A 13,505-nucleotide genomic window follows, 5' to 3' on the forward strand; every position below is an offset into this window, starting at 1 on the left:
CAGATTGTGAAATGACCTTCGAGGCCTGCATGTCTTTTGATCTCGCCGCACGCCTTGCTGCCCGTCGTGCCGAAAACCTTTATCGCCAGCGTCCGCTGCTCGAAAGCCCTCAGGGGCCGGAAGTGGTGGTCGATGGTCAGCCATTGCTGGCCTTCTGTAACAACGATTACCTGGGCCTGGCCAATCATCCGCAAGTGATCGAAGCCTGGCGCGCCGGCGCGTCGCGCTGGGGCGTGGGCGGTGGCGCTTCGCATCTGGTGATCGGCCACAGCGGCCCACATCACGCACTGGAAGAAGCCCTCGCCGAGTTCACCGGCCGCCCGCGAGCCTTGCTATTCACCACCGGTTACATGGCCAACCTCGGCGCGGTCACCGCGTTGGTCGGGCAGGGCGATACGGTGCTGGAAGACCGGCTCAATCATGCGTCGTTGCTGGATGCAGGGTTGTTGTCCGGTGCGCGTTTCAATCGCTATCTGCATAACGACGCGGCCAGTCTGGCCAAGCGCCTTGAGAAGGCCACCGGCAATACGCTGGTGGTCACTGATGGCGTGTTCAGCATGGACGGTGACGTCGCCGACTTGCCGGCGCTGGCGCGGGAAGCCAAGGCCAAAGGCGCGTGGCTGATGGTCGATGACGCGCACGGTTTTGGTCCGCTGGGCGCCAATGGCGGCGGGATCGTCGAGCATTTCGGTCTGAGTCAGGAAGATGTGCCGGTACTGGTCGGCACCCTCGGCAAGGCTTTCGGTACGGCCGGTGCTTTTGTGGCTGGCAGTGAAGAGCTGATCGAAAGCCTGATCCAGTTCGCTCGGCCTTACATCTACACCACCAGCCAACCACCAGCGCTGGCCTGCGCGACGCTGAAAAGCCTGGAGCTGTTGCGCAGCGAACACTGGCGACGTGAGCATCTGCAGACGCTGATTCGTCAGTTCCGCCAAGGCGCCGAACAGATTGGGCTGGAGTTGATGGAGAGCTTCACGCCGATCCAGCCGATCATGATTGGTGATGCCGGGCGCGCGGTGCGGTTGTCGCAGATGCTGCGCGAACGCGGGCTGATGGTGACTGCGATTCGTCCACCGACCGTACCTGCCGGCAGTGCCCGATTGCGGGTGACCCTGACCGCCGCTCACAGCGAGGCGCAGGTACAGCTATTGTTAAATGGACTGGCCGATTGTTTTCAACAACTGGGACCGGAGCCAAGCCATGCGTGATCGTCTGATTCTGCTGCCGGGCTGGGGTCTCGGGATTTCGCCGCTGGAGCCCTTGGCAGCTGCCTTGCGGGGTTTGGATGAGCACCTGCGCGTCGAGATCGAGCCATTGCCGGAACTGGAATCGAGCGACCTCGAAGAATGGCTCGATGAGTTGGACTCGACGTTGCCGCAGGATGCCTGGCTCGGTGGCTGGTCATTGGGTGGCATGCTGGCGTCCGAGTTGGCGGCACGACGCGGTGACCGCTGCTGCGGCTTGGTGACCCTGGCGAGCAACCCTTCTTTTGTCGCCCATGAACGATGGTCGAGCGCGATGCCCGGCGAAACCTTCGATGCGTTTCTGGCCGGCTGCAAGGCTGACTCGCGCATGACGTTGAAACGTTTTTCGCTGCTGTGCGCCCAAGGTGCCGAAGACCCGCGTGGGATGTCGCGACTGTTGCTCGCTGGCGCACCGCATACATCTTCGCCGGTGCTGATGAGCGGCCTGGAGTTGCTTGCCCAGCTGGATACCCGGCAAGCGTTGCAAGCGTTTCGCGGCCCGCAATTGCACTTGTTCGCCGGCCTCGACGGGCTGGTCCCGGCCGAAGCGGCGGGGGATTTGCTGGTGCTGCTGCCGGATGTCGAAATCGGTCTGATTGAGCAGGCCAGCCACGCGTTTCTTCTGGAAGACCCTCACGGTGTGGCGGGGGCGATTCAGGCCTTTTTGCATGAGTTCGGTGATGACTGATTTATCCCTTCCCAACCTGCCCGGCGGCTTGCCCGACAAGCGCCAGGTGGCGGCATCCTTTTCCCGCGCGGCGGCGAGCTACGACAGCGTGGCCGAATTGCAGCGCGACGTGGGCAGCGAGTTGTTACGTCGGTTACCGGAAGATTTTGTCCCTGCTCGTTGGCTGGATATGGGCTGCGGCACAGGGTATTTCAGCCGAGCCTTGGCGCAGAAGTTTCCTGCGAGCGCTGGCGTGGCGTTGGACATCGCAGAAGGGATGCTCAATCACGCCCGGCCCTTGGGCGGCGCGACTCATTTCATCGCGGGCGATGCCGAGCGCTTGCCGTTGCAAGACTCGACCTGCGACCTGGTCTTCTCCAGCCTGGCGGTGCAATGGTGCGCGGATTTCGCCTCGGTGCTCAATGAGGCGTATCGGGTACTGAAACCGGGCGGTGTTTTTGCGTTTGCTAGTCTGTGTGTAGGCACGCTGTACGAATTGCGCGACAGCTGGCGTCAGGTGGACGGCATGGTGCACGTCAACCGCTTCCGCGAGTTCGGTGTTTACCAACAGCTTTGCGCGGGCAGCGGCTTGAAGATCGTCAGCCTCGAAACGCAGCCGCATGTGTTGCATTACCCCGATGTCCGCAGCCTGACCCATGAGCTCAAGGCACTTGGGGCGCATAACCTGAACCCCGGTCGGCCAGGCGGTTTGACCGGCAGGGCGCGGATCCTCGGCCTGATCGAGGCTTACGAGCAGTATCGTCAGGCACAGGGACTGCCGGCGACTTATCAAGTGGTTTACGCCGTGTTGGAGAAACCCTTATGAGTGCAGCCTATTTCATCACCGGTACTGACACCGATGTCGGCAAGACCACCGTCGCCGCAGGCTTGCTGCATGCCGCGCGATTGGCGGGCTTGAGCACGGCAGCGGGCAAACCGGTGGCCTCCGGTTGCGAGCTGACGCCCAAGGGGTTGCGCAACGCCGATGCGCTGGCACTGTTTGCCGAGTGCTCGATACCGTTGACCTACGATCAGGTCAATCCGGTCGCGTTCGAACCGGCGATTGCACCGCATCTGGCGGCGCGAGAGGCTGGCGTGGCGTTGACCGTGCAATCACTGTTGACACCGATGCGGCAGATTCTCGATATGCAGGCGGACTTCACCTTGATCGAAGGTGCTGGCGGCTGGCGAGTGCCGTTGGCGGATCAGGACAATCTGTCGGACCTGGCGATGGCGCTGGGTCTGCCGGTGATCCTGGTGGTCGGCGTACGGCTGGGTTGCATCAATCATGCGCTGCTGACAGCCGAGGCGATCGCACGAGATGGTTTGCAGTTGGCAGGGTGGGTGGCCAACATCATCGATCCGAAGACGTCGCGCCTTGAAGAGAACCTCGCGACATTGGCCGAGCGCATCCCCGCGCCATGCCTGGGGCGAGTGCCAAAACTCAAGTCGGTGACCGCCGACGCGGTGGCCGCGCATTTGCAGCTGGACCTGCTGGACTGAATTTGTTGCTTGGGTTTTACCTATGACAAGGCACTGTGCCATTAGTGTTTTTGTCGGGCCTTTTGTCGGCGTGTCTGGTTCAATGGCCGCTGTTGATCCTTTGTCGGACGAGTTCCCCCCATGGAAATCTCAGGAAACACCGCTTTTTATGCCGGTCTGAGCACTATTCAGACCGGGCAGAACCGCGTCGATCAGGCTTCGGGTCAGATCGCCAACAACACCATCGAGCGTTCGGTCACCAGTCAATCCTCCGAGGTTCAGGTTGATCGCCTGCGTTCGGTAGACCGCAGCCAGCAATCGGATCTGGCCAGCAATATGGTCGAGATGTCCCAAGGCAAGTTCCAGGTGGAACTGGGCGTCAAAGTCGCCAAGGCATCCGATGAAATGCTGGGTACGCTGATCGATACATTTGCCTGAACCCTCGCTGAATCCGCTACTCCAACGCCGCGCCTGTTCGCGGCGTTTTTCTGCGTAAGTCCTTCTGCCTCAACTAATCTCTCCTACATGGCGTGTTGCTCAGTCAACGGCGGTGGGCAGCGGCGTGTCCGAGGTTTTCATGACGCGATGACGAACGGCAAAAGATCGGCGCTTGACAAGAATTGGGCGTAAACGTATGTTTCAAACAACTGTTTGACCGCCACAACAAATCAACGCGGTCGTTCATTCCCGGTTACATCAGCAGAGGTTTATCGCTATGCCTGACTACAAGGCCCCCTTGCGTGATATTCGCTTCGTTCGTGACGAACTGCTCGGCTACGAAGCGCACTATCAGAGCCTTCCGGCTTGTGCAGACGCAACTCCAGACATGGTTGACGCCATTCTCGAAGAAGGCGCCAAGTTTTGTGAGCAGGTGCTGGCTCCGCTGAACCGCGTGGGTGACACCGAAGGCTGCACCTGGAGCGAGTCCGGCGTTAAAACGCCGACCGGTTTCAAAGAAGCCTACAAGCAATTCGTCGAAGGTGGCTGGCCAAGCCTGGCTCACGACGTAGAGCACGGCGGCCAAGGCCTGCCAGAGTCTCTGGGTCTGGCCGTCAGCGAAATGGTTGGCGAAGCCAACTGGTCGTGGGGCATGTACCCAGGCCTGTCCCATGGCGCGATGAACACCATTTCCGAGCACGGCACGCCTGAGCAGCAAGAGGCTTACCTGACCAAGCTGGTTTCCGGCGAATGGACCGGCACCATGTGCCTGACCGAACCGCACTGCGGCACCGACCTGGGCATGCTGCGCACCAAGGCCGAACCTCAGGCCGACGGTTCCTACAAAGTGTCTGGCACCAAGATCTTCATCTCGGCCGGCGAACACGACATGGCCGACAACATCGTCCACATCGTTCTGGCACGTCTGCCGGATGCACCGGCCGGTACCAAAGGCATTTCCCTGTTCATCGTTCCGAAGTTCCTGCCGAACGCAGACGGCTCGATTGGCGCACGCAACGCTGTGACCTGCGGTTCCCTGGAACACAAGATGGGCATCCACGGTAACGCCACTTGCGTGATGAACTTCGACGCGGCCACCGGTTACCTGATCGGCCCGGCGAACAAAGGCCTGAACTGCATGTTCACCTTCATGAACACCGCACGTCTGGGTACCGCGCTGCAAGGTCTGGCTCACGCCGAAATCGGTTTCCAGGGCGGCCTGAAATACGCTCGCGATCGTCTGCAAATGCGCTCCCTGACTGGCCCGAAAGCGCCGGACAAAGCCGCTGACCCGATCATCGTTCACCCTGACGTACGTCGCATGCTGTTGACCATGAAGGCGTTCGCCGAAGGCAACCGTGCGATGGTTTACTTCACCGCCAAGCAAGTCGACATCGTCAAGTACGGCGTCGATGAAGAAGAGAAGAAGAAAGCCGACGCACTGCTGGCCTTCATGACGCCGATCGCCAAAGCCTTCATGACTGAAGTCGGTTTCGAATCCGCTAACCACGGCGTACAAATCTACGGCGGCCACGGCTTCATCGCCGAGTGGGGCATGGAGCAGAACGTTCGCGACAGCCGCATTTCGATGTTGTACGAAGGCACCACCGGTATCCAGGCACTCGACCTGCTGGGCCGTAAAGTGCTGATGACTCAAGGCGAAGCGCTCAAAGGCTTCACCAAGATCGTCCACAAGTTCTGCCAGACCAACGAAGGCAACGACGCGGTCAAAGAGTTCGTCGAGCCATTGGCTGCGCTGAACAAAGAGTGGGGCGAGCTGACCATGAAGGTCGGTATGGCTGCCATGAAAGACCGCGAAGAAGTTGGCGCCGCGTCGGTGGACTACCTGATGTACTCCGGTTACGCCTGCCTTGCCTACTTCTGGGCTGACATGGCGCGTCTGGCTGCCGAGAAACTGGCTGCCGGCACCACCGAAGAGGCGTTCTACACCGCCAAGCTGCAGACTGCGCGCTTCTACTTCCAGCGTATCCTGCCGCGTACCCGCACTCACGTTGTAACCATGCTGTCGGGCGCCAACAACCTGATGGACATGAAAGAAGAAGACTTCGCGCTGGGTTACTAAGCCTCACGCCACTCTTCAATAAACCGCCGCTTCTTTTGGGAGCGGCGGTTTTTTTATGGGCGCCAGACGCGCAACGCTGCAGCATCCATCAAGGCGTCGGGATAAAAGGCGTGCCGTCGCAATAGAAGTTCCCCGGCAAAACCCCCCTGACCGGTACAGCCACCGGTGCTGACCGAATCGCTTGCCCGGCCGCATTGAGCGTCGTATAGAAAACGTACATTACCCCTCTGCCGATCAGGCCCATGGTCAATGGATACGGCACGTTCAAGGTCTGACCCAGCGTCGCAGCGTCGGCTGACAGCAAGGCGGAGACGGTGACTGGCGGATTGATCAGCGTCGAGCCATCGTCCTGTCGACTGAGTGCACAGTTCACAGTAACGGTCGCATTGGCCCGCAAGAGCACCGAGGGAGGGATATACACCTCAATGAAACGGTTGGAATAGGGCAGGTTGCCGGGTTGTGGGGAGTTGCAGGTGAGATTGCCGTCGTTCAGGTTTCTCACCACTGGCGGCAGCAACTGCATGAAGGTCGACAGATTGAAGATCAGATTCCTGGCGTCCAGCCCGTCGAAGTTTCGCCCGCCACTGATGATCCTGAACCTGACGGAGGCCGGCGTATCATTGGTGGTGGCTCCCGGAACAGCGGCTTGCACGCGTGCCGCAGGTACCACCAACCGCATCGGCAACGACTGCCCTGCATACACAACAACCAATGCCGCCAGCGCACCGACGAGCACCGTGATGGAGTCGCCGATCTGCAAACCGTCAACACTGTCCAGCCACACCTCCATCCCGGCCGGCTCACTTTGGTTGATATCCCCCAGAGTCACTGTGTTGTCGGGCGCAATCGCCAGAGGCACCCGGGGTATGGCGATGTTCGTAGGGGTGATTCGCACGGCTACCTTGATCTCAAGTATCTGCGAGTCCCGCGCACGGTTACCCGCCTGGTCAATGAGGCGGTAGGTCAGTTGCTGCGTGCCGTTGCCACGGTTGCGAATAGTGGCCGCCGACACGGGAATAAGGCGATCAGCCGGCAAGTCAGGCAGGGTAATCGGTGGGGTATACGGCACCTGCATGTGGACGTCGGTGTGTCCGTAGTAGAACACTCCGCGCAACGCTGTCTGGTTGTTGATCTCTGCATGCTCAGGAATCCGAAACAAGACAGGGTCATTGTTGGCCAGGTATTCATCGGTAATCAGTGGCGTCGCCAGATTCTCCGGCGGCAGTGGGCGCGGTGGTGTGATGGACAGGTAGCCAAAAGGTGCAGTCTTCTTAATCAGCAACCGGGTGCTGGCGGTGGCGCTCAGTCGATTGTCGCCGTCATCCAGAACGTACGTGAGCCGATACTCGCCTTCACTGCCGACCTTACGGCGCGGTACAAGCACCTCGAAATCCCCGGTGGGATACGCCGCCATTTGATGGTGGGCAAGGATTTCATACTCACCCGGAGACGGTAACTCTGCGTATATCCGGATAATGGGGCGCGACCCGGCGGGACCGGGCTGTGGCAATGCCGGGATGCCAATACGCAGGTCACGTGCCGCCGCCGTCAGGGGAATCAAGTTACCGGAATTGGGTATGGCTTCCGCCACGCTCAGCGGTAGCAGCCTGGGTATCGCATCACGAATCAGAGCAAGTGAAGTGGTGCTGACTGCCCCGATAATTGGCTCTTCCATACGTGTCACTCCTGTCAGGTTCGGACGACACTCTCCTATCCCGAAAGTGGTGGTCGGGCTCCGGTGAGTGGTACAGGGAATTAAACGCCGTTAAAACAACGACCGATACTGTCAGAAATGACAGTTGTAAGTGGCGCGCATGTTGCATGAGGCATGGTATTGCCAAACGCCAGGCTCTGAAGGCTTTCCTGCTCCGGCGATCCAAAGTCTGTCAAAAGCCATGGTTGATCGATCTAATGGCTATCAGCCACTTTTTTTCTGAAATACCTGGCAAATCGCTCAGAAAAACCGAATTCCTGCCGTTATAGAGGGTGTGGTGTGATGCAGATCACATTGCGTGTGCTTAATTGCGCCAAGTGAAGGCGCAATGCCATCTTTGATTTGCCCGGGCCGGAGCTCAACCCCTTGCCGCGTTCTTCTGCTGTTCATATCAACCATTTCCTGCCGTCGCTGGTCCTGTTACTGGCGGGGCTTGCCGCGGCCTACGTCAAAGATCTCAACGTATTCTTCACGTCATTGTTCAATGTCCTGCCGACCATGGTCCTGCTGCTTGGCGGGTCGTATTGTGCGGTTTATCGGCGACAGCGCGAGCTGTTCCTGATGGTCACGGTGTACATCGCCTACTTTTTGCTTGACACCCAGACCGACTACTACCGCGACAACGGTAGAGTCCGTGACGATGCCGGCGTGGTCTTCCATCTGTGCTGTCTGTTGCTGCCATTACTCTTCGGCTTGTTCGCCGCCTGGCAGGAGCGCACCCATCTGTTTCAGGACATGGTGGCGCGTTTCGCCGTGTTGCTGGCGTTCGGCAGCGTGGCGCTGGGGCTGGAACAGAGTTACCCACAGGCGCTGTTGATGTGGCTCTCGGAGATCCGCTGGCCAGCCCTGCATGGCGCCTGGATGAGCCTGATCCAGTTGTCCTACCCGGTATTCATCGCCTCGTTCCTGTTACTGGCCTGGCAATACTGGCGCAACCCAAGACCCTTGCATGCTGCGCAATTGGTGGGTCTGTTGGGATTGTTCTGGATGTTGCCGAAGACCTTCATCCTGCCGTTTACCCTGAACATCATGTGCAGCCAGGTGATGTTGATGATTGCCGCTGCAGTTGCCCATGAAGCCTATCAGATGGCGTTCCGCGATGAGCTCACCGGCCTGCCGGGTCGCCGCGCCCTGAACGAACGCATGCAACGGCTGGGGCGCAATTACGTGCTGGCCATGGGCGACGTCGATCACTTCAAGAAATTCAACGACACCCACGGCCACGATGTCGGCGATCAGGTGTTGCGCTTGGTCGCCAGCAAGCTGTCGAAAATCAGCGGGGGCGGTAGGGCGTATCGCTACGGCGGTGAAGAATTTGCTCTGGTGTTCGCAGGCAAAACCCTCGAAGAGTGCATGCCGCACCTGGAAGTCATCCGCGAATCCATCGCCACCTACAACATCCAGCTGCGCAATCAGGACAGTCGTCCCCAGGATGACCAGCAAGGACGCCAGCGTCGCGCGGGTTCAGGCGCCTCGAGTGTATCGGTCACCGTCAGCATCGGCGTCGCCGAACGGTTGGAGCAGCGCACGCCGGAAGAAGTGCTCAAATCCGCTGACCAGGCGCTCTACAGCGCCAAAGGCGCGGGGCGAAACTGTGTGATGGCTTTCGGTCAGAACCGCCGTGGCGCGGTGCGCATGGACGCCGCTGCGGGTTGAGTGATGATGGCGCATTCAGCGTCTGGACTGTGATTGTGAGGCGTGGTGCGCGGCAGTAGGTTTGAGCAATCTGCTGCCGGAGAAATGACCATGCCCGAGTACAAAGCTCCCCTGCGCGATATGCGCTTTCTGATCGACCACGTCTTCGATTTTCACAGCAACTACGCCGCGCTGGGCGCCACCGATGCCAGCCCGGACATGATCAATGCGATCCTTGAAGAAGGCGCGAAATTCTGTGAGAACGTTCTCGCACCGCTGAACCGAAGCGGCGACGAAGAAGGCTGCCATTTCGACAACGGCGTGGTCACAACGCCTACAGGTTTCAAGCAGGCTTTCGCGCAGTACGTGGAAGGCGGCTGGCATGGTCTGGCGGCGGATCCGGCTTACGGCGGCCAGGGTTTACCCAGTTCTTTGGGGCTGGTCATCAGTGAAATGGTCGGTTCCAGCAATACCTCCTGGGGCATGTACCCCGGCCTGACTCACGGTGCGATGTCGGCGATTCACGCCCATGGCACCGAAGAACAGAAACAAACCTATCTGAGCAAGCTCACCGCAGGCCAATGGACCGGCACCATGTGCCTGACCGAAGCCCATTGCGGCACCGATCTGGGCATCATCAAGACCCGCGCCGTGCCTCAGGCCGATGGCAGTTACGCGATCTCCGGCAGCAAGATTTTCATCTCCGCTGGCGAGCACGACATGAGTGACAACATCATTCATCTGGTGCTGGCCAAACTGCCGGACGCGCCTGCCGGTACCAAGGGCATTTCGCTGTTTATCGTTCCTAAATACCTACCCGATGCCGAGGGCGAGGCGGGTGAGCGCAATGGCGTTTCCTGCGGCTCGATCGAACACAAAATGGGCATCAAGGCCTCGGCCACCTGTGTGCTGAATTTCGATGACGCGAAGGGATTCTTGATCGGTGAGCCGAACAAGGGCCTGAACTGCATGTTCACCATGATGAACCACGCGCGGCTCGGCACCGGCATGCAAGGTCTGTGTCTGGGTGAGGCAAGTTTCCAGGGTGCGATCAAATACGCCAACGACCGCCTGCAAATGCGCTCGCTGACCGGCCCGAAAGCACCGGAAAAAGTCGCCGACCCGATCATCGTTCATCCCGATGTACGCAGGATGTTGCTGACCATGAAGGCCTTCAACGAAGGCAACCGGGCGCTGACTTACTTCACCGCACAGTTGTTGGATGCTGCACATCTGAGCCCGGATGAAACGGCGCGTCAGGACGCCGAAGACCTGTTGGCATTCCTGACGCCGATCTGCAAAGCCTTCATGACCGACACCGGGCTGGAGGTGACCAACCTCGGCATGCAGGTGTTTGGCGGCCACGGTTTCATTCGTGAGTGGGGCATGGAGCAGCTGGTTCGCGACTGCCGGATCGCGCCGATCTACGAAGGCACCAACGGCATTCAGGCGCTGGATCTGCTTGGGCGAAAAGTCCTTGGCAGTCAGGGAAAACTGCTGCGCGGCTTCACCAAAATCGTCCATAAATTCTGCGCGGAAAACGCTGAGCATCCGCAACTCGGCAGCTACGTGGCGCAGCTCAATAGTCTGAATCAGCAGTGGGGCGAGTTGACCACCAAGGTCGGCATGGCCGCGATGAAAAATCCGGATGAAGTCGGCGCTGCCTCGGTGGATTACCTGATGTACAGCGGCTATATCATCCTCGGCTACCTGTGGCTACGCATGGCGTTGGTGGCTCAGGCGCAGTTGGATGCGAGCGGCGGCGATGCCGATTACTGCAAAGGCAAACTGGCGACCAGCGAGTTTTACTTCAAGCGTTTGCTGCCGCGTACGGCTGCTCATCGGGCGGCCATCGAGGCGGGCAGCGATTGCCTGATGAAGCTGCCGGCGGAGTTGTTTGCGCTCTGACGGTTACCCGAAAAGCTTCGCGGGTAAGCCTCGCTCCTACGGTTTTATGTCGTCCATGTGAAATGCATGCGACACAACCTGTAGGAGCGAGGCTTGCCCGCGAATGCGTTCTGGCAGGCGATAACTATCTCCGCTGAAATGCTGGTGACTAAAAATAACAAAACAGTCATGAGTTGACCCTATGTGTCGTAAAAGTTGTTGAGGTACACTCGGACACAACGAAATCACTATTCTACGAACCACCTGTTTAGATCTTGCGAGGTTTGCCATGGCTGACTACAAAGCGCCCCTGCGCGATATGCGCTTCGTCCTCAATGAAGTTTTCGAGGTCGCCAAACTCTGGGCCGAACTGCCTGCGCTGGCCGAGACTGTCGATGCTGAAACGGTCGAAGCCATTCTCGAAGAAGCCGGCAAGGTCACCAGCAAAAGCATCGCGCCCCTGAGCCGTGCAGCTGACGAAGAAGGTTGCCACTGGGCCGACGGTGCCGTCACCACCCCGTCCGGTTTCCCACAGGCTTATCAGACTTATGCTGAAGGCGGTTGGGTCGGTGTCGGTGGCGATCCGACCTATGGCGGCATGGGCATGCCCAAGGCGGTTTCGGCGCAGGTCGAAGAAATGGTCAACTCCGCGAGCCTGTCGTTCGGTCTGTATCCAATGCTGACCGCCGGCGCCTGCCTGTCGATCAATGCCCATGCCAGCGAAGAGTTGAAAGCGGCGTACCTGCCAAACATGTACGCCGGCGTTTGGGCCGGCTCTATGTGCCTGACCGAGCCGCACGCCGGTACCGATCTGGGGATCATCCGCACCAAGGCCGAGCCTCAGGCCGACGGTTCCTACAAAGTCAGCGGCACCAAAATCTTCATCACCGGCGGCGAGCACGACCTGACCGAGAACATCATTCACCTGGTACTGGCCAAACTGCCAGACGCACCAGCGGGGCCGAAAGGCATCTCTTTGTTCCTGGTGCCGAAGTTCATGGTCAATGCCGATGGCAGCCTGGGTGCACGCAACCCGGCAAACTGCGGTTCGATCGAACACAAGATGGGCATCCAGGCGTCCGCGACCTGCGTGATGAACTTCGACGAAGCCGTGGGTTACCTGGTCGGCGAGCCGAACAAAGGCCTGGCGGCGATGTTCACCATGATGAACTACGAGCGTCTGGGCGTCGGCATCCAGGGCCTAGCCACTGGCGAGCGTTCGTACCAAAACGCTATCGAGTATGCTCGCGACCGTCTGCAAAGCCGCTCGCCGACCGGCGCGCAAAACAAAGACAAGGTCGCTGACCCGATCATCGTCCACCCGGACGTGCGTCGCATGCTGCTGACCATGAAAGCCTCGAACGAAGGCGGCCGTGCTTTCTCGACTTACGTGGCGATGCAGCTGGACACCGCCAAGTTCAGCGAAGACGCCACCACCCGCAAGCGCGCAGAAGACCTGGTTGCATTGCTGACCCCGGTGGCCAAGGCATTCCTGACCGACCTGGGTCTGGAAACCACGGTTCACGGCCAGCAGGTGTTTGGCGGTCACGGCTACATCCGTGAATGGGGCCAGGAGCAACTGGTGCGCGATGTTCGCATTACGCAAATCTACGAAGGCACCAACGGTATTCAGGCGCTGGACCTTGTAGGACGCAAGATCGTCGGCAGCGGCGGGGCGTTCTACACACTGTTCGCCGACGAGATTCGTCACTTCACCGCGACAGCCAATGCTGACCTGGCGGAGTTCACCCAGCCGCTGAATGATGCAGTGGACACCCTCGACGAACTGACCGCGTGGTTGCTGGATCGTGCAAAAAATAACCCGAACGAGATCGGCGCGGCGTCGGTCGAGTATCTGCAGGCATTCGGCTACATGGCCTACGCCTACATGTGGGCACTGATGGCCAAGGCAGCTTTCGGTAAGGAAGCGGAGGACGATTTCTACGCGAGCAAACTCGGTACGGCGCGGTTCTATTTCGCACGTCTGCTGCCGCGTATTCACTCGTTGAGCGCGTCGGTAAAGGCGGGCAGCGAATCGCTGTTCCTGCTGGACGCAGGACAATTCTGACCCTTTAACGTTATGTAAGCATTCTCTTACATAACGTGCTGCTGTTTTCCCATAGGCGAAGATTGGATCCAGAGCTAATCTACTTCACATGGACGTCGCGCAGGAAGCGCAAAGCAACAACACGGACACGTAGGATTCTGCCAGGACGGCGGAGTGAAATGGATGTCAGGGAAACAGTCTGCAAAGCCCCGCTTCGGCGGGGTTTTCTTTTGCCTGGAAAAAAGTGCTCAGCTCAACCCGTCCAGTATCCCCGGCCTGCTCAGGTATTCCTCCAGACTTCTATTTCC

10 protein-coding genes are annotated in these 13,505 nt (G+C 59.3%); 9 read left to right on the top strand and 1 reads right to left on the bottom strand.

The window, feature by feature from the left end; genetic code table 11:
- The first annotated feature begins 29 nt into the window (after nt 1-29).
- The 6 genes from bioF (at nt 30) to ACZ9IM_RS07580 (ending at nt 5,914) form a co-directional block, all read left to right on the top strand.
- Complete coding sequence (gene bioF / locus ACZ9IM_RS07555) at nt 30-1,208, top strand: 8-amino-7-oxononanoate synthase (RefSeq protein WP_476223646.1); 1,179 nt, start codon at nt 30-32, stop codon at nt 1,206-1,208.
- Nucleotides 1,201-1,932, top strand: a complete 732-nt coding sequence (locus ACZ9IM_RS07560; protein ID WP_427626508.1) for an alpha/beta fold hydrolase — start codon at nt 1,201-1,203, stop codon at nt 1,930-1,932. Before bioF ends, ACZ9IM_RS07560 begins: the two co-directional genes overlap by 8 nt.
- Nucleotides 1,925-2,737 carry a malonyl-ACP O-methyltransferase BioC gene (bioC, locus tag ACZ9IM_RS07565; RefSeq protein WP_123497340.1) on the top strand — a complete coding sequence of 271 codons (813 nt, stop codon included), beginning with the start codon at nt 1,925-1,927 and terminating at the stop codon, nt 2,735-2,737. Before ACZ9IM_RS07560 ends, bioC begins: the two co-directional genes overlap by 8 nt.
- A complete protein-coding gene (gene bioD, locus ACZ9IM_RS07570; RefSeq protein ID WP_063342337.1) occupies nt 2,734-3,414 on the top strand; it encodes a dethiobiotin synthase in 681 nt (226 codons plus the stop codon). The genes bioC and bioD overlap by 4 nt, the downstream gene beginning before the upstream one ends.
- Before the next feature lie 120 nt (nt 3,415-3,534).
- Entirely contained in the window at nt 3,535-3,831 is a 297-nt protein-coding gene (locus tag ACZ9IM_RS07575) for a hypothetical protein (protein ID WP_008076394.1), read from the top strand.
- Nucleotides 3,832-4,108: 277 nt separating this feature from the next.
- Nucleotides 4,109-5,914, top strand: a complete 1,806-nt coding sequence (locus ACZ9IM_RS07580) for a phenylacyl-CoA dehydrogenase (RefSeq protein ID WP_007904189.1) — start codon at nt 4,109-4,111, stop codon at nt 5,912-5,914.
- Between the two features lie 88 nt (nt 5,915-6,002).
- On the opposite strand, the gene ACZ9IM_RS07585 is transcribed toward ACZ9IM_RS07580, so the two are convergent.
- Nucleotides 6,003-7,589: a hypothetical protein gene (locus ACZ9IM_RS07585; protein WP_427626503.1), complete on the bottom strand. Its 1,587-nt coding sequence runs from the start codon at nt 7,587-7,589 to the stop codon at nt 6,003-6,005.
- Nucleotides 7,590-7,994: 405 nt separating this feature from the next.
- Between ACZ9IM_RS07585 and ACZ9IM_RS07590 the strand changes: the two genes are divergently transcribed.
- From ACZ9IM_RS07590 to ACZ9IM_RS07600, 3 genes are all read left to right on the top strand, one after another.
- On the top strand, nt 7,995-9,284 hold the full coding sequence (locus tag ACZ9IM_RS07590) for a GGDEF domain-containing protein (protein WP_476223647.1): 1,290 nt from the start codon (nt 7,995-7,997) through the stop codon (nt 9,282-9,284).
- Between the two features lie 90 nt (nt 9,285-9,374).
- On the top strand, nt 9,375-11,171 hold the full coding sequence (locus ACZ9IM_RS07595; protein WP_427626499.1) for an acyl-CoA dehydrogenase C-terminal domain-containing protein: 1,797 nt from the start codon (nt 9,375-9,377) through the stop codon (nt 11,169-11,171).
- Nucleotides 11,172-11,439: 268 nt separating this feature from the next.
- Complete coding sequence (locus ACZ9IM_RS07600; protein WP_476223648.1) at nt 11,440-13,218, top strand: acyl-CoA dehydrogenase C-terminal domain-containing protein; 1,779 nt, start codon at nt 11,440-11,442, stop codon at nt 13,216-13,218.
- Nucleotides 13,219-13,505 lie beyond the last annotated feature (287 nt).

Source organism: Pseudomonas sp. TE12508 (genome assembly GCF_056279485.1).